The following is a 20,511-nucleotide window of genomic DNA, read 5'->3' as shown; positions in this document are numbered from 1 at the left end:
ACTATACATATTCGACATAAACATCAAAAATCCTTTTTGAATTAAAAAATTGCTCAAAAAAAACGTCATCTCAAAATTGATGACGTTTCTTATAGTTTTTCAGTGGCCTCGTTTTTCGGAGGATATTTTCTTAATTTCCTGCGAAAAACTGCTCTATATTTATTTTTTAGCATCCTTTTCTTTATCACCAACACCTCTAGTGGGTACTGTAGACATAACGAAACCTACCAGTATAGATACAAGGGCAGGAGCTACTATGTTGATATATACTATATATCGGGTTTTGTATAAAACTAGCGCAGTAAGAGCCGTAACTAGTGCACTAGCTACAAAAATAATAATTACAAATTTTGCGAAAGAACTCATAAATTTTTCATATAATCTATGACGAGTTGGTCCACTTATAACACTTCTAAATAGAAAATAAGAAGAGAAAATTATTATTACATCTACTATAGCTGAAATAAGAAAATTTTTCATAAAATATACCTCCAAAAGAATTTTTCATATTTAGTGTAACCAATGATTATTGCTTTTACGCAAAATATTTATAAAAATTGAAACTAAACTATAAAAATATAAGTATTTACATTAGTAGATTATTTTGGTAATATATAATTCTATTATTTTAAAATGTAAAAATAATGAAAAACATGAGGGGGGTATTATGCCGCAAATCATTGTTGAGAACTTAGTAAAGACCTTTCAAATAGCTAAACGTAAAACAGGTTTATGGAATGCCACAAAAGGACTTATTCATAGGGAATATACTACTGTAAAGGCCTTAGAAGGAATTTCATTTAAACTGGACGAAGGAGAATTAGTAGGATATATTGGCCCTAATGGAGCGGGAAAATCCACTACAGTTAAAGTATTAAGCGGAATTCTTGTGCCGAATTCAGGACACTGTGAGGTTTTAGGTAATGTACCTTGGAAGAATAGAATTTCTCACGTTAAAAAAATAGGGGTTGTATTCGGACAACGTTCGCAGCTCTGGTGGGATTTGCCTGTAATTGATTCCTTTGAACTTTTAAAGGATATATATAATATTCCTGAAAAACAGTATAAGACAACTAAAGATGAATTAGTTGAAAGATTAAAGCTCCAGCAAATCTTAGAAGTGCCTGTACGTCAATTAAGCTTAGGTCAAAGGATGCGATGTGAAATATCAGCATCATTACTTCATACACCGCCAATTCTCTTTCTTGATGAACCAACCATTGGCTTAGACGCGGTATCAAAACTTGCTGCACGAGAATTTATAAAAGACCTTAACAAAAAACATGGGACAACTGTTATTTTAACAACTCATGATATGGATGATATTGAGGCACTATGTTCTAGAGTTATGGTGATTGGAAAAGGTCAAATTCTTTTAGATGGAACAGTTAATGAGATTAGAAATACAGTGTCTAAAGAACGTAGACTTATAATAGATTTAGAAGAACAAATTCTGGGAATATCTATAGAAGGGGCCACTTTAGTAAAAGTGGAAGGAAGTAGAGCTTATTTAGATTTCAATCCAGACAAAATAACTCCAGCTCAATTAATAGGGAATATATCAGCTAAATATAAGATAAAAGATTTGTTTATTGAAAATCCACCTATAGATGAAGTAATTGCAAAATTCTACGGAGAATTTAAGATATGAGAGCCTATATGTCCATCGTAAAATTAAGGTTTATGTTATTAATACAGTATAGGGTTGCAGCTATAGCTGGGATGTGCACACAATTTTTATTTGGGTTTGTTAGAGTTATGGTTATTGCCGCATTTTATGCCTCTACTTCGACCACTCAACCTATGTCTTATGCACAAACAGTTACATACATATGGATTAGTCAAGCTTTTTTAGGGATGCTACCTTGGAATGGAGACGCTGAAATTCAAGAAATAATTAGTTCCGGCAATGTGGCTTATGAACTTTGCAGACCAATAGATTTATATAATCATTGGTTTTGTAGGGCATTTGCACAAAGAACCGCACCTACCTTACTTCGCGCAATACCCTTGTTTATAGTCACACTATTTTTCTTGCCAGAAAAGTACAGTATGCAGCCACCAAATTCATTATCTTCCTTTGGAGCATGGATTTTAGTTACCATAGGTGCGTTGTTACTTTCTTGTGCTATAACCAATTTATTTAACATCTCTATGCTCTGGACTATATCAGGAGATGGGATTAAAAGACTATTGCCTGCGGTAGTTATGGTTTTTTCTGGTATGATAGTACCATTACCACTATTCCCGACCTGGATGCAACCAATACTTAGAATACTTCCTTTTAGTGGGTTGGTAGATACACCTATGAGATTTTATTTAGGGCATATAAAGCCAAGTAGTATAGTGCCATTCCTTTTCCATCAGCTCATTTGGACATGGATACTGATTTTATACGGGAAATGGTTAGTTTCACGAGGATTAAAACGTGTCGAGGTACAAGGGGGTTAGATATGATAAATGCTATTAAACTTTATTTAAGATATATAAGCGTTTCAATTCAAAGTCAAATGCAATACAAAGCATCCTTTATTATGATGGCCATAGCTCACTTTGCAATAACCTTTATAGACTTTATAGGTGTTTGGGTTTTATTTGATAGGTTTGGTGCTATAAAAGGGTGGAATTTACCTGAGATTGCACTTTTCTATGGAATGATACACATGGCTTTTGCTATAGCAGAAACAGCTGCTAGAGGGTTTGATACATTTGATAGTAAGGTTAGAACTGGGGAGTTTGACAGAATACTTTTGAGGCCTAGAAGCCTTGTACTTCAAATTATTGGACAGGAATTTCAATTAATGAGAATAGGTAGATTTACACAGGGGTTCATAGTACTCTCTTGGGCTATGTGGTCCCTAAATAATAACTTAAGCTTTATTAAGGTTATGCTTATAATTATTTCAATATTTGGAGGAGCATTTTTGTTCTCGGGGTTATTTGTGCTACAAGCCACTTTATCCTTTTGGTCTGTTCAGAGCCTGGAAGTTGTTAATATGGTTACTTATGGGGGCGTTGAGATAGCTCAATTTCCTGTAACTATATATGATTCTTGGTTTAGAAAGTTTTTTATCTTTGTTGTACCGCTAGCCTGCGTTAATTATTTCCCTGCCATGGGAATTTTAAATAAAACTGATCCCTTAAATTCACCAGGTTGGTTGCCTTGGTTATCACCCATTGTAGGAATAGTTTTTTTCATTATTGCATTGCAGGTGTTTAAATTTGGAGTTAGGCATTATAAATCTACTGGAAGCTAAAAACTCCAATAGATTTATTTCATGTGACTATGCTAATAATTATTGTCAAATGAAATAAAAAAGACTAGACTATGTTTAATAGTTTAAACAAAAGAATAGAGTTTAATTATGAGCAGTGAAAAACCACCTCATGAGGAAAACTTAAACCAGTCAAGAAAAATATTATTAGGGGGAGAGCAGTGAGTAATGAATAATATACAGATGGTTTTAGAAAAGCAAAGGGATTATTTCAATACTGGAGTAACAAGAGATTTAGATTTTCGTATAGAGAAATTGTGTACTCTAAAAAGGTCTATTAAAAATAACGAGAAACAAATATTAGCGGCTCTATGGGCTGATTTGCATAAATCTGAATTTGAAGCCTATGCTACTGAAATAGGAATAATTTTAGATGAGATAAATTTTTCCGTAAAGCATTTAAAGTCCTGGTCAAAAACTAAAAAAGTAAGAACACCCTTAACAAATTTTTTAGCTTCAAGTTATATATATTCTGAGCCTTATGGGGTTAGTTTAATTATTTCACCTTGGAATTATCCATTTCAATTATTAATGGCGCCTTTAATTGGAGCTATAGCCGCAGGCAATTGTGCTATGCTAAAACCCTCCGAAAATGCTCCAAAGACCACTGAAGTTCTCATAAAAATAATAGAAGAGAGCTTCTCAGAGGAGTTTGTTACGGTTGTTGAAGCTTACGGTGGTAAAGAATCTTCTGAGGCACTTTTAAAAGAGAAGTTCGATTATATATTTTTTACAGGTAGTGTACCTGTTGGCAAAATAGTAATGGAGGCAGCTTCAAAACATCTCACTCCTGTAACCTTAGAATTGGGGGGGAAAAGTCCTTGCATAGTGGACAAAGATGCTGATTTAAAGCTAGCGGCCAAAAGAATAGCTTGGGGCAAATTCTTAAATGCAGGACAAACTTGCGTTGCGCCGGATTATATATTAGTACACCAAAGTATTAAAGAAAAACTTTTAACCCAAATAGCAGGATACATCAAGGAATTCTTCGGGGAAAATCCAGCAAAGAGTAATGATTTTCCACGGATAATAAACGAAAGGCAATTTGATAGGCTTGTTGGATTATTAGGTAGTGGGAACATTGTAATAGGTGGGGAATATAATAAGACAGAAAAATATATTGCACCAACTATTATTGATAATATAACCTGGAATGACCCTGTTATGTTAGATGAGATATTTGGACCTATTCTTCCAATTCTGGAATTTGAGGATTTAGGCCAGGTCATAAAAATGGTTAATTCAAGACCTAAACCTCTAGCATTATATTTTTTCTCTACTAATAAGAAAAGCCAAGATCGGATAATTGAAATGATTCCTTATGGTGGAGGATGCATAAATGATACAATTATGCATGTAGCATCGCCGTATTTACCATTTGGCGGAGTGGGGGCTAGTGGTATGACTGCTTATCATGGAAAAGGAAGCTATGATGTTTTTTCTCACAAAAAAAGTGTGACAAAAAAGAGCAATCTTATAGATGTCAAAATAAGATATGCACCATATAATGATAAGATTAAATTGTTGAAGAAACTTATGAAATAATATAATGCTAAATAAGCCTTGCGAAATGCAAGGCTTATTGTTTTATTTGATTTTATCTAATATTGTTCTGAATGCTTCTATAGGTTGGGCACCGACTATAGAGTATTTGTCATTTATAACAAAAGTAGGAGTGCTATTAATTCCCATGCTATGAGCATCCTTATTGCTATTATTTAAAGTAGTTTCATAAGCTCTATTTTTAACAGCATTAATAAGTTCCTCTTTATTTAGACCAAGGTTTTTACCTAAGTCACCAAGTACCTCTAAATTCCCAATGTCCTTTAAATCTCGAAAGTATTCATCCATTAGTGAGGAATGATACTCTTTTGACTTCCCGTGGGCTTTAGCAAATTCAGCAGCTTCTAATGCATTATGAGAATTAGGCATTCTTTCTAATTTTCCAAAGTTAATTCCATAAAGTGAGCCGGAATGATTAAGGCCATTTAACATATTATCTAAATTAGATCTACTGAATTTTTCGCTAAGATTTACGCCGGTGGCAGGAGTTTCAGGGTGTATCTCTAGTCCTAACCATTGAACATCTAGGTCGTATTCTTTTTCTAGCTTTTCGACAATACCTTTGCCGACATAACAGAAGGGTCAAATATAGTCGGAGAAAATTTTAATTTGTATACTCATAATAATACCTCCAAATTTTTTATAAGATTAATCTATCTTGTCATTAATTTGTATTGTTTATTTATATTATAAACATAATGATAATTATTTTCAAGTAATAATAATTATTTAATTAATATTCTAAAATTAAATAATTTTGTAAAGTAATATAAAAAGATTGGAAGCAAGGCATAATCAAATAAATATGATATAATATGTTGTAAATAAATTAGTTATATTAAATTTTTTAATGGAGGCACTTATGATTTTTGAAAAAAGCAATCTGAAAATAGACAGCGATTTCGAAGTAAGGGAAATACAAAAGGATGAATATAACCTGGATTTAATAATTCCAATAGGTAATAGATGTGTGAATCTGAATTTATATAATGCTCCTAAGTACATAAAGTCTAGAGTGCAATTCCCATCAGTTAAAAGCATACTTATTAGATTTTGCATAATAGAAGATAATAATATATGTACGATACACTTTTTAAGCGACAGTGGAGTTCATTCTACTATGGCGAATTTCGAAATGGATTATAATGAAACACATATAGAAATAAGAGATAGTGAATTTTCAGTTGATATGAGATTGTGTGAGGAGGAAAAATATGAAAGAAATTAAATTTAGTAAAGTAACAAAAAAAATAGCTATGAAGCAAGGTGCATTTAGTATTTTAATGAGTTTCGCACTATTAATAGGAGTTGTAGCATCATTTGTTCGTGGAAAAACTGGAATTGTAGCAATTTTCTTCATGGTCACAGTCGTTTCTATAGGATTTTCAATATCTTTTATAATAAAACTTAGAAGACTGGAAAGTTTAAATTATTTGACCTTTGAAAAGGATAGATTTGAACTTAATAGTAACTTTGCATCAAAGGGTAAGGTTATTATGTTTAATGATATAAGTAAGGTTGAAATAACAAAGAAATATATAGCTATAAAAGTAGATAAAAAACTGTATAATATCCTTTTGCAACATATAGAGCTTGAAAGTAGAAAAGCAGTAGAACAGATTTTCATGAAATATAATAGGAAATAACAAATTTTGTAGGGGAGGTAAAACGAAAATAAAAAATCATTCTACATACTTTATTGGACTTGTTTATTTAAACTGTAAAAGCCGCTAGAAGAAGCATTCTAGCGGCTTAAATAATAACTACTATATTTATTCCATGTAAAGTATTTCACTTTCTCTAACAATAATCGCCTTACCACCAACCTTTACTGTTAAGTCATCCTTGCTCCCTTCCAGTCTTACGATTATTTTACTCGGTCTATTCATATAGTAGCCCTGTTCACAGATTATAGTTATATTATTTTTAAATTTAAGCACATTATTTTTCACTAGATATGCTCCAAGTGCTCCATTAGAAGTTCCTGTGGCAGCTTCTTCATCTATGCCAGCAGCAGGACCAAAGTTTCTACAAGCTATAGTAGAGGATTCTTCCTCAGTTTCAAAAGTAAAGGCATGAACTCCAATAATATTTAACATATTACTATATTGGGCTAATCTTTTATAGTCTGGATTTATGGCTTTTAATGCAGCTAGGCTTTTAACTGGAAGTATAATATCAGTAAGTCCGGTAGACACAGCTTGAGGAATAAGATTAAAGTCTTCAACCCCTATATCACCTGTATTGATCCCCAGGATTTCAGCAAGTTCACAGACGTCTTCAACATTAAAAAGAAATTTAGGTTTAGCTTGAGTCATCATTACACTATGGATTTCATTATCTTTAAAATAAAGTTCAACTGGAAGGATACCAGCCTTAGTTTTTTGTTTTACAATTTTAACATTATCCCTTCCGGTAATAATGCCTTTTGAAGCTAAGGCGAAAAAAGAGGCAATTGTGGCATGACCACATAAGTCTACCTCTTGGGTAGGGGTAAAAAATCTTACTTCATAATCTGCGTCTTCATTTTTTAGTGGAAAAATAAAGGCAGTTTCAGATAAATTCATTTCCCTGGCAATCCTAAGCATTTGGGTATGATTTAATCCCATAGCATTTAGTACTACACCAGCTGGATTACCTCCAAAGGGCACAGCTGAGAAGGCGTCTACTTGATAAATAACTTTTTTCATTAAGAATTCATTCCTCTCTAATGCGAGATTTTAGATATATTTTTAGATTATATTATCTAATATAGTTGCTCACTCCACTCTCAAGTGTCTTAAGCCCCTTCATTTAAGAACTTATACTGAGACATATAAAGATCGAAATATAGTCCCTTTAGAGCAATAAGCTCATCATGGGTTCCACCCTCTACAATTCTTCCATCATCTATAACCATTATTTTATCGCAATCTCTTATAGTTGATAGCCTGTGTGCTATGACAAAGGAGGTTCTATTAAATAGGAGCTTTTTAATTCCCTTTTGTACAAGCTTTTCTGTAGTAGTGTCAATATTAGAAGTAGCTTCATCTAATATTAATATTCTTGGATTAGCAAGCAGTGCACGGGCAAAGGATATAAGCTGCCTTTGACCAACAGAAAGTCTAGAGCCTCTTTCATTTACCTCTGTGGCATAACCATTATCTAGCTTCATGATAAAAGAATCCGCGTTAACTGCAATAGCGGAAGCTATTACTTCATCATCAGTGGCATCTAATTTTCCATAACGAATATTTTCCATAATGGTAGTAGAAAAGAGAAAGGTATCTTGTAGCATTATGCCCATTTGACTTCGAAGGGACTCAATATCGACATGAGATACATTTTTGCCGTCTACTAAAACCTCTCCGCTATCAGCATCGTAAAATCTACTAATTAAGTTGATAATTGTAGTTTTACCAGCCCCCGTAGGACCTACTAAAGCAACAGTTTCACCTGATTTTATTTTAAAGCTCACATTATTCAATACAGGAACATCACTATCATAGCTAAAAACTACATTTTTGAATTCTACATCGCCCTTTATTTTAGGCATTTTTATAGCCTTATCAATAGTTATAATATCAGGTTTTATATCTAGTATCTCAAATATTCTTTCAGCAGAAGAGAAATTTGTTATTAATGTATTGTAAAAATTACTGATGTTCATAATAGGTCTCCAGAACATTGAAATATAAGCTGTAAAGGCAACGAGTTCTCCAATAGTTAAGGTTTTTGCCTTTATAAGAGGAACACTATACCAGTATACGAGAAGGCTTCCAAGCCCCCAAGATAACTCCACCATGGGCCAAAACAAATCATTTAATCTAACAGCCTTTAGAAAGGAACTCATCATATCACTAACATAGGTTACAAAGGTTTTTGAGGTTTTGTCTTCAGTGGCAAAAGATTGAACTATTCTTATGCCAGAAAAATCTTCATGGGTAAAGGCATTAAGATTAGAACGTTTAGCTCTATATATTTGCCAGCGTTTTCTAGAAAATATTTCTATAGAAAAAAGGCAGATAACTAGCACTGGTAAGAAGGAAATCGAAATTAGAGCTAATTTAATATTCATAGAAAACATAATAATTGTTACAAACACAAGAGTTAAGATTTCAGGTATAAAGCTAGTTACGCTATTATCAAAGAGGTCTTGCAGAGAACTTACGTCTCCTATTACTCTTGCAAGTATTTTGCCAACGGGTCTATTATCGAAAAAGGTAAAGGATAGTTTTTGAATGTGATTATACAATTCTTGCCTTATATTGAGTAGCGCAGAGTTAGTAACTGAGGCCATAATATTAATTCTTATTCTAGAGGCAATGAGGGATATCACATTGAAAACTAACATAAAACCAGCAATTTGTGCAAGGCCCCGTATATTAGAGGTTCCTATATATTTGTCTATTGCCAGCTTTAAAATATATGGGTTTAGTAGAGAACATACCATTACTATTATCATAAGGAGTATAACTAAAACCACTTTGAGTTTAAAAGGTTTTAAATAACTAAATATCCGTATTATTAGTTTTCCCTTGGAAGTTGATTCAAATTGTTCATCTTGCCTTGTTGAATTTCTAGCCATTATACTACCACCCCTTCGAGATCCATAAAGTCTGTAAATTGTTGAGTGTACACATCATAATATTGTCCTCTCTTTTCAAGGAGAGTTTGGTGATTACCCATTTCCACCACATGACCATTCTCAAGGAATAGTATCATATCAGCATTTTTAACTGCTGAAATTCTATGTGCAATTATAAAGGTAGTTTGTTTGTTATTTCTATGGTGAAGATTTTTTAAAAGATTATATTCAGTATCCATATCTAGAGCTGAAGTGGCATCATCTAGTATTAAAATACTAGAATCCTTAACTAGTGCCCTTGCAATAGAGAGTCTTTGCTTTTGACCACCGGAAAGACCTAGTCCTCGCTCTCCTATAATTGTGTCATAGCCGTCGGGAAGAGTTTCAAGAAATTCATCTACGCAGGCGTCGCTGCAAGCTTTTTTTATTTCCGCAAGAGAGGCCTCAAGTTTTCCAAAACGGATATTTTCATAAATGCTCTCTGAAAATAAGAAAGTATCTTGTGCAACTACAGCCATCTTACTTCTCAAATCATGGATACATATATCACGTACATCATTACCATCTACAGTAATGCAGCCTTTGGAGATATCATAATATCTGCCAATAAGATTTACAAGAGAGCTTTTACCAGATCCTGTTGTGCCCATTATTGCAACAGTGCTTCCAGCAGCTATATCTAAATTTATATTTTCCAAAATATAATTTTCATTATATTTAAACGACACATTTTCGAATTTTATTGCACCTTTAATTACAGGCATAGCGATGGCGTCATCTTTATCTTTAATTTCAGGTTCTACGTCCATTATATCAAAGATTTTTTTAGCAGAAGTATTCGCTTGAGTTATGATATTTGTAAGCCAACCTATCATTCTCATTGGCCAAATTAACATCCAAACATATTGGCTAAAGGCTACCAATTCACCAATAGATAGGCTATTCCCAATTACCAGCATTCCTCCAACACAAACTACGGCTAGGACAGAAATATTACATAAAAATTCTATCATAGGGAAATGCTTACTCCATATCTTAGTTTGTCTCATATTAAGATCATAATTTGTTCTGTTATGGTTTAAAAACTTTAAGGTTTCATGTCGTTCTCTAGCAAAAGCTTTTACAAGCCTTACACCAGCAATATTTTCTTGAGCTGTAGTGTTTAAAACTGCATTATGATCACTTATGGCACCATATGCCTCTCCGACTTCGCTTTCAAGCTTCAATGCTATATAGCCAATAAGCGGCATAGTTATAAGAGTTACTAGTGCAAGTCGCCAATTCATGCGGAATATAAGAGTAGAGGCAACTAGGAAATAAATTAATTGTTCAATAGCAAGGCCTATACCAAAAGCGATGGACCTCCATACATTATCAACGTCAGAACCCATCCTGGACATAAGTTCACCAGTGTTCATACTATCAAAATATTTAAAAGGTAAACTTTGAATATGATCAAATAGATCTGTTTTTAAATCTATGCTTACTCTGGAAGATAAATAGTCCAAGCTATATTCTCTAATATAGCCAAGTATTGACCTTATAAGAGTAATGCCAGCAAGAGACATTAACACAAAAGTTAGAAGATTATATTCACTATTTCTTAGTACTTTATCAATCATAATTTTTACTAAATAGGGATTAAACATGTCTAGTGCGATGCTAATTAACATTGCAATAGTAGCTATAATAATAAAGAGTTTGTATTTTGTAACATATTTTAAGATTCGTTTCATTAAAATGTCGCCTCCTTCAGGGTCCATGTAGTTTTGTTAGTATATCTTAAGAAATAGAAATTAATCTATTTCTTAAGATATTTAAAGTGTTTATATAATATTAAATCATAATTAGCAGTATCGCAAGGATACGATTAGAGGTGTTTACTTAGTATTACAAAATAATACAAGTCATTGCTAATACAGGTATTACACAAATATAATGGCTTTCGCCGATAACGACTGAGTAGATCTCTGTTTTTAAAGTAAGCATACCCCATAGTGATTCCTCCTAAACTAAATTTTGATTTTGTTAAATCTTTCGCGTTGTACATTTTAATTGCCTCGCTTTCATATTTTTATTAGGTATTAATGGATGGCTTATATGTGTTTGCTTGTAATAATAAAATAATCAAGGTCGCTAATACATTTAAATGTATTTGAGAATAAAGGTTTTGCCCAATAAGTATATTGAGTTTTTCTCTTTTTAAAAAAACTGTATTTCATAAATATCCCTCCTAAACTAGATTTTGGCTTTGTTAAACGTGTAGAACTATACATTATGATTCCTCCTAGAATTTATTTTGAATCTATAATTAATCACTTATGTGATTAGTTAACAGAAAAAAGCCATGGAAATATCCATGGCTTAAAAATTTATTAATCTTATGCTACATCAATATGCGCGCATAATAAATTAACTCATATAAAAAGGTCATGGGCTAGTAGCCCATGACCAATGTTTATAATTTCACAAAAATGCTTCAATAAAAGATAAACATTATGAAAAGATTATTTCCATTAAGGTAGGACTACCATATAAAGTTTTAGGCATAAAAATACTGTTGACTATAACTAAACTAAATGAAACCTTAGCATTAGCATATATTTCTTTATTAATCATGATGACTACCTCCTTTTCATATTTTAAAATTATTAACAGTTTTTTCAAATGATTCCTTTTTAAGAATACTTCATTTGTTAATGAATGTCAATACTTAATTTGGAAAATATTAAATTAATTACTTTAAATACATTTCCCCTATTTTAACTACATCTCCTGCACCCATTGTAAGAAGCACATCACCATCTTTTAAATTATCTTTAAGATAATTGAAAATTTCATCAAAACTATGAAAATTTATGCAATTTATGTTTTTTTCTCTTATTCTATCACCAAGCATGTTTGAGCTAATTGCACCTGTATCTTTTTCTCTGGCAGGATAAATATCTGCTAGTATTAAGTTATCCATATCATAAAAAGAATTTGAAAAATCTTCAAATAAGCTTATAGTTCTTGAATAAGTATGAGGTTGAAATACACAATAAATTTTATTGTGAGGATAATTTTTTACTGCACTTAAAAATGCTTTAATTTCTGTGGGATGATGAGCATAATCGTCAATAACAGTTACGCCATCTTTTGTTCCCTTTAGCTCAAATCTTCTATGAGTACCCCTAAAATTAGAAAGACCGGAAGTAATTGAGTCCTCAGTAAAATCAAGGCATAGGGCAGTTCCTATACTTGCAAGCGCATTTAGAACATTATGCTGTCCTGGTACATTAAGATCTATTTTAAATAGTAAATGATCATTTTTATACACGTCAAAAGTTGCACAGCCGAGATTATTATAGCTAATATTTTTGGCCTTAAGCATTCCTTCATTTATCCCATAAGTAAGTACATTACAGTTATAAGAATTATTATTGAGAATTTCTTTAACATTATCATCATCTATATTTGCAATTAAATAACCTTCCTTAGGTATAAGATTAATAAATTTTACAAAAGTCTCTTTAATGTGATTTATATCTCTATAGTAATCTAGGTGATCCGCATCTATATTTGTTATTGCTCCTATATAGGGAAAGAACTTTAAAAATGATGCTTTATATTCACAAGCTTCCGTAATAAAATAGTCACCATTTCCAGCTAAAACATTACCAGAAATAACATCCAGTTCTCCACCCACAAGGATAGTAGGGTCCACATTTTCTTTCAAAATAATGTGGGCTATCATAGATGTGGTAGTAGTTTTACCATGTGTGCCTGATACAGCTACATTATATTTATGACCCTTCATAATGTGACCTAAAAATTCAGCCCTATCCATTAAAGGCAGATTTAACTCCACAGCTTTAAGGTATTCGGGATTTTCAGGGGAAATAGCAGCAGTGAAAACAACTAAATCTGCATCCTTTATGTTATCGCCATTGTGACCTATAGAAATTTCAGCACCATTATCAATAAGTTTATTTGTTATATGTGATGACTGCATGTCAGAACCAGAAACCTTATAGTCGTTTTTTATAAGTATTTCAGCAAGGCCACTCATGCTTATACCGCCAATTCCTATAAAATGAACTTTCTTGTTTTTATCTCTTATAAAATCAAAAGACATTATATCAACTCCTTAAAAATTATTACACTTATTTAGTATATGTAAGTCACATTAATATTGATTATAACAAATTAATAAACATAAGGCACATTTAAATAAATAACAAATCATAGCGCTAGTGTATTTTCATGTGCTTAAGGCTTCTTCTTAATTATATACAAGATCACGCGAAAACAACACAGGTATAGAACAATTTTTTTTTAGGAGGCTTATAGGAAAATATGAAGCCTGAAGTCATTAATATTGCAGAGCCGTAGGTGATGAGCAGCAAACAATAAACACAATCTTTTGAAATTAGTTAGATAAGCATTGTAATAATGATTAAAAAGATTTACAATAAAATTACGAATGATAGTTAAAATTTTACTAGATAAAATTCGTAAAATAAAGATATAGGTGATAATTAATGAATAAATATAGTAGAAATCAAAGAGTTACAGGAATAACTAAAATATTAACAGAAAATCCTAATAAGACAATTAATTTAAAAAAGTTTACAGAGTTATTTAATGCAGCTAAATCCACAATTAGCGAAGACCTTGTTATTGTTCGCGAAACGTTAAGCGCGCTATCCATGGGAAGAGTAGAAACAGTTGCAGGTGCAGCTGGCGGAGTAAAATATATCTGTGGAGTATCTCAGGAGGAAAGTAGAATCTTTGCAGAGGAGTTATGTGAGGTTTTAAGTCATACGGATAGAGTAATACCAGGAAACTTTATATATATGACTGATATTATGTATAATCCAGAAATAGTACATAAAGCAGGAGTGATTCTTGCATCTGCTTTTAATGAGCTACATATAGACTATGTAGTAACTGTAGAGACTAAAGGGATACCACTGGCTTTTGAGGTGGCAAAAATGCTAGGGGTTCAATTAGTTATAGTTAGACGGGACCCTAAGGTTACTGAAGGAAGTACCGTTAGTATCAATTATGCATCAGGTTCTACTAATAGAATTCAAACTATGTCTCTTACAAGAAACTCTATAAAAAAGGGGAGCAAATGTATTTTTATAGATGACTTTATGAAGGCTGGAGGCACTGCAAGAGGCATAATTAATTTGCTAAAAGAGTTTGAAAGTGAACTTTTAGGTATTGGAGTTTTCATTGAGAATATTGAAAGTGGGCATAAATTAATAGAAGAGTATATATCTATTATTCAGTTCAAAGGAATAAGCCCACAAGGCGAATCACAACTAATTCCATCAAAAACCTCTAAAAAAGCATAATATTCAAAAGATTTAATATTTTTTTACAATTTAAGAAGGAATAAACCAAGTTATAGAGAAATAGTATAAATATATCGCAATATAATGCAACTTGGAGGTGGAGTATATGGAAATTACAGACGTTAGAATTAGAAAAATAGCTACAGAGGGGAAAATGAAAGCCATTGTATCAATAACTTTTGATAATGAATTTGTTGTTCATGATATTAAAGTTATAGAAGGACAAAGTGGACTTTTTATTGCTATGCCAAGTAGGAAAACTCCAGATGGAGAATTCAAGGATATAGCTCACCCAATAAATACTCAAACAAGGGAAAAGATTCAAACGGCTATTTTGGAAGAGTATGAAAAAGTGAAGAGTGAAGAGCCTGTAAAAGTAGTAAAAGAAGTAGAAAATTTAGAGGAAAACTTAGAAGAAAAAGTAGAAGAAATTACAGAAGTATAAAAAGGGTGAAAACCCCTTTTTATTTTTTTGAAAGAAAATATTTAAAAAGCCATAAGGTCGGTTGCAATATAATATAATATAAAATATAATATAAGAGTATTTTAATTGAACATAATGCAATTAAAATGGTTTAATGTGTCGAATTATTGTATAAAGAGGTGTTTAATTTGTATAAATGCGCTATAATATTAGCTGCAGGTGAAGGAAAAAGAATGAACTCTAATACTCCTAAGGTACTGCATAAGGTTTGTGGTAAAGAAATGATAAATCATGTTATTGACACTATTAGAAGTGCAGATATTGAAATGGTTGATGTGGTAATTGGAAGCAGAGCAGAGAAAGTTGAAAAAGCAACAGAAAACAGAAAAATTAATTACTCCCTTCAAGAAGAACAGTTAGGAACAGGACACGCAGTAATGTGTGCTAAAGAATTTCTAATTGGGCATGAAGGAACAGTGGCGATATTTGTTGGAGATGGTCCACTAATTACTGAAAAAACCGTAAGAGAACTCTTGAATTATCATGAAAAGGGAGATTTTAAAGCTACTATATTAACTTCAAGTATGAAGGATCCAGGAAAGTATGGTAGAATAATTAGGAACGAATTTGGTGATGTTGAAAAAATTGTTGAATTTAAAGACTGTACTCAGGGCGAATTATCAGTTCAAGAAATAAATTCAGGAATGTATTGCTTTAATATAGAAGAATTACTTAATAGTTTAGATAAATTAAATAATAATAACGCTCAAAGAGAATACTATTTAACAGATGTTATTGGTATATTAAAAAGTCAAGGGTTTAAAATTGGAGCTTTTGATGTACCAATTGAGGAAATTACTGCTGTTAACTCTAAAGTGGAGCTTGCAGATGCAGAATTAATTATGAGAACAAGAATAAATAGAATGCATATGGAAAATGGAGTTACAATAATGGATCCAAGTAGCGCTTATATTGATTCAGAAGTTATAATAGGGAAAGATACTATTATATATCCAGGCAATATACTACAAGGCACCACAATTATTAAAGAAAACTGTATTCTTTATCAGAACAATAGAATTGCTGATAGCATTATTCAAAATGGAGTTTCAGTTCAAAGTTCTGTAATAATTGAAAGCCAAGTAGGAGAAGGAACAAGTGTGGGGCCGTATGCGTACATTAGACCAGGAAGTAATATAGGTAAACATGCAAAAATAGGAGATTTTGTTGAAATTAAAAAATCAACTATTGGAGATAATACAAAGGTATCGCATCTTACTTATATAGGTGACGCTGAGGTTGGAACTGGCTGTAATTTTGGCTGTGGAACCGTGGTTGTAAATTATGATGGTAAGTCAAAATTCAAGACAATAATAGGCAATAATACTTTTATAGGATGTAATACTAACCTTGTATCACCTGTAAAAGTTAATGATAATGCATACATCGCTGCTGGTTCTACAATTACAAGTGAGGTGCCTAAAAATGCACTAGCCATAGCTAGAGCAAGACAGGTGAATATTGAAAATTGGGTAGTGAGAAAAGGACATATCAAATAAGGTAACAAGGCATAATAGCTAACGATATTTCAACACCGCAGGTGATGATTTAATAAGTAAATAATAAAGGGAGGTGCTAAACTGATTTTTGTAGTAAAATGGATTTATAAAGGCTACTGAGTATGCAAAAAGTTAAATTTAGTAGTTAAATTTTATGATACTACCTTTCTATTTAGTGGATGGAATGAAAGTTTATATAAATTACATTCAAATATAATTTATAAAATTTTGGAAATCAGGATTACATATGATAAACCATGGCAAAAACATTAAGATTTTTACAGGTAATTCAAATCCTAAATTAGCTGCAGATATAGCTGAAATACTAGGACTAAAAGTTGGAGATTCAGAAGTAGGAACTTTTAGTGATGGTGAAATATCTGTTAATATTCACGAAACTGTTAGGGGTGCAGATGTATTTGTTGTTCAATCAACCAATGAACCAGTAAATGACAACTTAATGGAATTACTTATTATGATCGATGCCTTTAAGAGGGCTTCAGCAGGAAGGATAACTGCAGTTATACCATATTATGGATATGCAAGGCAGGATAGAAAAGCAAAAGCTAGAGATCCAATCACAGCGAAACTTGTGGCAGATATTATAACAACTGCAGGAGCTGATAGAGTACTTACTATGGACTTACATGCAGCTCAAATACAAGGATATTTTAATATTCCTGTTGATAACTTAATGGGAACACCAATACTTGCAAAGTATTATATCCAAAATGGATTTAAGGATAGAGATGATGTAGTTGTAGTTGCACCAGATCTTGGAAGTGTTGCTAGATCAAGAAAATTTGCAGACAAATTGCATGCATCAATAGCTATAATTGATAAGAGAAGACCAAAGGCAAATGTTTCAGAGATTATGAATGTTATAGGTGATATTAAAGGGAAAACATGCATTATGATGGATGACATGATAGATACTGCTGGAACTATAACTAACGGAGCTAATGCACTAGTTAAACTGGGAGCAAAAGATGTTTACGCTTGTTGCAGTCATGGGGTTTTATCTGGACCTGCGATTCAAAGAATAAATGATTCAGTAATAAAACAATTAATAATACTAAATACCATTGACTTGCCAGAGGATAAACATTGTGATAAATTAATTACATTATCCGTAGCACCGATTTTGGCTGAGGCTATAAAGAGAATATACGAGGATGTTTCTGTAAGCAAACTATTCGAGGATGACTCTAATTAATAAATACATATTTTAAAATAGTGATGCTGAATTATTTTTATAATTGAGCATCACTATTTTTTTATAATCTATAATATCCATATATTTTTATGGATGGCCTTGATGCCAATTAATATTTTTATGAAATAAATTTTTTGATACTATTTATATACTAGCTAGACAATGATTATACTATATATAAGCAGAAAACATGTAAAACCTGTAATTAGATAAGAACAACAGTGAATAATTTGTAACATTTTCAAAAAAACTAATCAGTTGACATTAAAGTATGATAAATTAGTGATAAGATAAATTAGTTATTACAATTTTCAAAAAAACAAGATTAATTTGCTAGATGTTATTACAAAATGATAATAGAAAAATAACAGAGAAAATAATATAGAAAAAATAATTTGGAGGTATAGATATGGAAGGAACTATAGGGAAAATACTAGTAGTTGATGATGATAAAAATATTGCTGAGGTAATCAAAATGTATCTTGAAAGTTCAGGCTATGCTACAAAAGTAGTACATGATGGCAGGGCTGCACAGGAAGCTTTTTTAAGCTATAAACCAGATTTGGTGCTACTGGATATAATGTTACCTTATATTGATGGCATAGATGTTTTAAAATGGATAAGAAAAGAACACGAAACGCCGGTTATTATGCTTACTGCCAAGGGAGAAACCTTTGATAAGGTGCTAGGGTTAGAACTAGGAGCGGATGACTATGTAGTAAAGCCTTTTGAGCCAAAAGAAATAATTGCAAGAGTAAAAGCTGTGCTTAGACGTTACAACTTAGATAATGGTGGTAAAGAAGTTTTAAATTTTGAGGATTTAGAAATTGATATTAATTCCTATAATGTTACTTATAAGGGTGAAGAGGTAAAGATGCCGCCTAAAGAATTTGAATTAGTACATTATTTAGCGCTTAATAAAAATAGGGTTTTTACAAGGCAACAACTACTATGCGAGGTTTGGGGATATGATTATCCAGGAGACTCTAGAACCGTGGATGTGCATGTTAAAAGGGTAAGAGAAAAGCTTCAAGGAGGCCCGAATTGGCAAATTGAGACTGTTTGGGGAGTAGGATATAAATTCGAGGTGAAATAAATGGTTAAAAAAGGGCTGTTTTCTAAGATGCTGGCCACCTATACTATTATAATATCTATGAGCCTTATAATTATTGCTTCTTTTCTGTCTTATTGGTTTCAAAATTATTTTTTTGATGAGCGGAAAGAACAATTTCTCGATAAATCAAATATGATACAAGGATATGCTAAGAAATATATGGCGGGGGATGTTACTTCGGAGCAAGTGAATGACATAATTACAATAATTGGTGATTATATAAAGTCGGATATCTGGCTTGCAGATAGCTCTGGATTTGTTTATGCTGTATCTAATAAAGACCATAAAGAATTCATGAATAAACAGGTCTTCGTCAAGGAACTAGAGCAGCTTAGACTTGGTAACACTTTTGAGGTTACAGGGCCCTATGCTGGAATATTTGATAAAGCTGTTAGAGTTTACGGTACACCTATAATGGAGTCAGGTACATTTAAGGGCACTATAATATTGTACAATTCCATTGAAGAATTAAGTCAATCCTTAAAACGAGTTTATGAAATAATTTGGATATCCTCAATTTTTGCAATAATATTCTCATGTATAGTTATATATTATTTTTCACAAAAGATAATCATAAAGCCCTTAGCGGAGATTAATTCTGTAGCTAGAAAAATATCTAATGGGGATGTAGACAAGAGAGTATATTTGAAATCTGATGATGAAATAGGGGAACTCGCTCAATCTTTTAATTTTATGGCTGATTCTATAGAAAAAAATGAGAAAAATAGACGTGAATTTATATCAAATGTATCCCATGAGATTAGATCTCCTATAACCTCAATTAAAGGGTTTATTAGTGGAATACTAGATGGTGTAATTCCACAAGAAAAGGAAAAATACTACTTGTCTATTGCCTATGAAGAAATTCAAAGACTAACTAGACTTGTGAATGACTTACTAGATATGTCTGCAATTGAAGCAGGGGAGTTTAGCTTAAGAATTATGGAAGTGGACATCAACGAAATAATTAGACTTACAGTTATAAATTATGAAACAAAAATTAAAGAAAAAAGGGCATCTGTAGATGTATGCTTTGATGAGGATAATTTATTTGTTGCGGGAGACAAGGATAGGTTAGTTCAAGTGATTACAAATTTATTGGACAATTCAATAAAATATGTAAACCCCGGCGGCAAAATAAAGATTAGTTCAAAGGTTAAAGGTAAAAAGGTCTTCATATCGGTGTTCAATGATGGTCCCAAAATAGCAGAAGAAGATTTATTGCATATTTGGGATAGATTTTATAAAGCAGATAAAGCAAGAACGGCGAAAGAGAGTACTGGGCTTGGATTGTCAATAGTGAGAAATATAATAACTCAATTACAGGAAGATATATGGGTTGAAAATAAGGAAAATGGTGTTTATTTTACTTTTACCTTAATGAAAGTAAAATAAATTATGAGAAACCTAAAATATTTTTCTATAATCTAGTTATAACCATTAGGGAG

At 32.0% G+C, this 20,511-nt stretch carries 18 protein-coding genes and 1 pseudogene; 12 read left to right on the top strand and 7 right to left on the bottom strand.

The features are described 5' to 3' along the window. Positions 1–159 precede the first annotated feature (159 nt). Positions 160–480: a hypothetical protein gene (locus KPL50_RS20585; RefSeq protein WP_216300414.1), complete on the bottom strand. Its 321-nt coding sequence runs from the start codon at positions 478–480 to the stop codon at positions 160–162. Positions 481–667: 187 nt separating this feature from the next. Between KPL50_RS20585 and KPL50_RS20580 the strand changes: the two genes are divergently transcribed. The 4 genes from KPL50_RS20580 to KPL50_RS20565 all read left to right on the top strand — a co-directional run bounded on the left by KPL50_RS20580 (position 668) and on the right by KPL50_RS20565 (position 4,820). Continuing rightward, a complete protein-coding gene (locus KPL50_RS20580) occupies positions 668–1,651 on the top strand; it encodes an ATP-binding cassette domain-containing protein (protein WP_216300413.1) in 984 nt (327 codons plus the stop codon). Further along, positions 1,648–2,451 carry an ABC-2 family transporter protein gene (locus KPL50_RS20575; protein ID WP_216300412.1) on the top strand — a complete coding sequence of 268 codons (804 nt, stop codon included), beginning with the start codon at positions 1,648–1,650 and terminating at the stop codon, positions 2,449–2,451. The genes KPL50_RS20580 and KPL50_RS20575 overlap by 4 nt, the downstream gene beginning before the upstream one ends. Positions 2,452–2,453: 2 nt before the next feature. Beyond that, positions 2,454–3,257 carry an ABC transporter permease gene (locus KPL50_RS20570; RefSeq protein WP_216300411.1) on the top strand — a complete coding sequence of 268 codons (804 nt, stop codon included), beginning with the start codon at positions 2,454–2,456 and terminating at the stop codon, positions 3,255–3,257. Between the two features lie 186 nt (positions 3,258–3,443). Further along, positions 3,444–4,820, top strand: coding sequence for an aldehyde dehydrogenase (locus tag KPL50_RS20565; RefSeq protein ID WP_216300410.1), 1,377 nt, complete (start codon positions 3,444–3,446; stop codon positions 4,818–4,820). Positions 4,821–4,862: 42 nt separating this feature from the next. Here the strand turns inward: KPL50_RS20565 and KPL50_RS20560 are convergent. Further along, a pseudogene (locus KPL50_RS20560) lies at positions 4,863–5,408 on the bottom strand (DsbA family protein); the annotation flags it as partial. Between the two features lie 292 nt (positions 5,409–5,700). Here KPL50_RS20560 and KPL50_RS20555 point away from each other — a divergent pair. Both KPL50_RS20555 and KPL50_RS20550 read left to right on the top strand, forming a co-directional pair. After that, on the top strand, positions 5,701–6,066 hold the full coding sequence (locus tag KPL50_RS20555; protein WP_253200737.1) for a hypothetical protein: 366 nt from the start codon (positions 5,701–5,703) through the stop codon (positions 6,064–6,066). Then, a complete protein-coding gene (locus KPL50_RS20550; RefSeq protein ID WP_216300408.1) occupies positions 6,053–6,484 on the top strand; it encodes a hypothetical protein in 432 nt (143 codons plus the stop codon). The genes KPL50_RS20555 and KPL50_RS20550 overlap by 14 nt, the downstream gene beginning before the upstream one ends. Before the next feature lie 126 nt (positions 6,485–6,610). Here KPL50_RS20550 and KPL50_RS20545 read toward each other — a convergent pair whose 3' ends face one another. From KPL50_RS20545 to murC, 5 genes are all read right to left on the bottom strand, one after another. Beyond that, positions 6,611–7,528, bottom strand: a complete 918-nt coding sequence (locus KPL50_RS20545) for a PhzF family phenazine biosynthesis protein (RefSeq protein ID WP_216300407.1) — start codon at positions 7,526–7,528, stop codon at positions 6,611–6,613. An 89-nt stretch (positions 7,529–7,617) separates the two neighbouring features. Continuing rightward, entirely contained in the window at positions 7,618–9,405 is a 1,788-nt protein-coding gene (locus KPL50_RS20540; RefSeq protein WP_216300406.1) for an ABC transporter ATP-binding protein, read from the bottom strand. Beyond that, the gene (locus tag KPL50_RS20535; protein WP_216300405.1) at positions 9,405–11,141 is read right to left on the bottom strand and encodes an ABC transporter ATP-binding protein; all 1,737 of its coding nucleotides are present in this window, start codon (positions 11,139–11,141) and stop codon (positions 9,405–9,407) included. Before KPL50_RS20535 ends, KPL50_RS20540 begins: the two co-directional genes overlap by 1 nt. Positions 11,142–11,901: 760 nt before the next feature. Further along, positions 11,902–12,024 (bottom strand): hypothetical protein, encoded by a 123-nt coding sequence (locus tag KPL50_RS27580; RefSeq protein ID WP_290443266.1) that lies wholly within the window; start codon positions 12,022–12,024, stop codon positions 11,902–11,904. 118 nt (positions 12,025–12,142) lie between these two features. Further along, positions 12,143–13,522 (bottom strand): UDP-N-acetylmuramate--L-alanine ligase, encoded by a 1,380-nt coding sequence (gene murC, locus KPL50_RS20530; RefSeq protein WP_216300404.1) that lies wholly within the window; start codon positions 13,520–13,522, stop codon positions 12,143–12,145. 406 nt (positions 13,523–13,928) lie between these two features. Between murC and purR the strand changes: the two genes are divergently transcribed. The 6 genes from purR (at position 13,929) to KPL50_RS20500 (ending at position 20,458) form a co-directional block, all read left to right on the top strand. After that, positions 13,929–14,750, top strand: a complete 822-nt coding sequence (gene purR, locus KPL50_RS20525; RefSeq protein ID WP_216300403.1) for a pur operon repressor — start codon at positions 13,929–13,931, stop codon at positions 14,748–14,750. 106 nt (positions 14,751–14,856) lie between these two features. Continuing rightward, positions 14,857–15,195: a septation regulator SpoVG gene (gene spoVG, locus KPL50_RS20520; RefSeq protein ID WP_216300402.1), complete on the top strand. Its 339-nt coding sequence runs from the start codon at positions 14,857–14,859 to the stop codon at positions 15,193–15,195. 167 nt (positions 15,196–15,362) lie between these two features. Next, positions 15,363–16,733 (top strand): bifunctional UDP-N-acetylglucosamine diphosphorylase/glucosamine-1-phosphate N-acetyltransferase GlmU, encoded by a 1,371-nt coding sequence (gene glmU, locus KPL50_RS20515; protein WP_216300401.1) that lies wholly within the window; start codon positions 15,363–15,365, stop codon positions 16,731–16,733. 247 nt (positions 16,734–16,980) lie between these two features. Continuing rightward, positions 16,981–17,949 (top strand): ribose-phosphate diphosphokinase, encoded by a 969-nt coding sequence (locus tag KPL50_RS20510; RefSeq protein WP_216300400.1) that lies wholly within the window; start codon positions 16,981–16,983, stop codon positions 17,947–17,949. 409 nt (positions 17,950–18,358) lie between these two features. Next, positions 18,359–19,045 (top strand): response regulator transcription factor, encoded by a 687-nt coding sequence (locus tag KPL50_RS20505; protein ID WP_124998419.1) that lies wholly within the window; start codon positions 18,359–18,361, stop codon positions 19,043–19,045. Then, positions 19,046–20,458, top strand: a complete 1,413-nt coding sequence (locus KPL50_RS20500; RefSeq protein ID WP_216300399.1) for a HAMP domain-containing sensor histidine kinase — start codon at positions 19,046–19,048, stop codon at positions 20,456–20,458. Positions 20,459–20,511 lie beyond the last annotated feature (53 nt).

Source organism: Clostridium sp. CF012 (assembly GCF_018861755.1).
GTDB lineage: Bacteria > Bacillota > Clostridia > Clostridiales > Clostridiaceae > Clostridium_AD.
Note: the sequence above shows the minus strand (reverse complement) of the source record. Positions and strands in the feature narration are given on the sequence as shown.

Coding starts and splice junctions, on each gene's coding strand:
- KPL50_RS20585 (WP_216300414.1), bottom strand. CDS start 480: ATGAAAAATTTTCTTATTTCAGCTATAGTAGATGTAATAATAATTTTC.
- KPL50_RS20580 (WP_216300413.1), top strand. CDS start 668: ATGCCGCAAATCATTGTTGAGAACTTAGTAAAGACCTTTCAAATAGCT.
- KPL50_RS20575 (WP_216300412.1), top strand. CDS start 1,648: ATGAGAGCCTATATGTCCATCGTAAAATTAAGGTTTATGTTATTAATA.
- KPL50_RS20570 (WP_216300411.1), top strand. CDS start 2,454: ATGATAAATGCTATTAAACTTTATTTAAGATATATAAGCGTTTCAATT.
- KPL50_RS20565 (WP_216300410.1), top strand. CDS start 3,444: ATGAATAATATACAGATGGTTTTAGAAAAGCAAAGGGATTATTTCAAT.
- KPL50_RS20555 (WP_253200737.1), top strand. CDS start 5,701: ATGATTTTTGAAAAAAGCAATCTGAAAATAGACAGCGATTTCGAAGTA.
- KPL50_RS20550 (WP_216300408.1), top strand. CDS start 6,053: ATGAAAGAAATTAAATTTAGTAAAGTAACAAAAAAAATAGCTATGAAG.
- KPL50_RS20545 (WP_216300407.1), bottom strand. CDS start 7,528: ATGAAAAAAGTTATTTATCAAGTAGACGCCTTCTCAGCTGTGCCCTTT.
- KPL50_RS20540 (WP_216300406.1), bottom strand. CDS start 9,405: ATGGCTAGAAATTCAACAAGGCAAGATGAACAATTTGAATCAACTTCC.
- KPL50_RS20535 (WP_216300405.1), bottom strand. CDS start 11,141: ATGAAACGAATCTTAAAATATGTTACAAAATACAAACTCTTTATTATT.
- KPL50_RS27580 (WP_290443266.1), bottom strand. CDS start 12,024: ATGATTAATAAAGAAATATATGCTAATGCTAAGGTTTCATTTAGTTTA.
- murC (WP_216300404.1), bottom strand. CDS start 13,522: ATGTCTTTTGATTTTATAAGAGATAAAAACAAGAAAGTTCATTTTATA.
- purR (WP_216300403.1), top strand. CDS start 13,929: ATGAATAAATATAGTAGAAATCAAAGAGTTACAGGAATAACTAAAATA.
- spoVG (WP_216300402.1), top strand. CDS start 14,857: ATGGAAATTACAGACGTTAGAATTAGAAAAATAGCTACAGAGGGGAAA.
- KPL50_RS20510 (WP_216300400.1), top strand. CDS start 16,981: ATGATAAACCATGGCAAAAACATTAAGATTTTTACAGGTAATTCAAAT.
- KPL50_RS20505 (WP_124998419.1), top strand. CDS start 18,359: ATGGAAGGAACTATAGGGAAAATACTAGTAGTTGATGATGATAAAAAT.
- KPL50_RS20500 (WP_216300399.1), top strand. CDS start 19,046: ATGGTTAAAAAAGGGCTGTTTTCTAAGATGCTGGCCACCTATACTATT.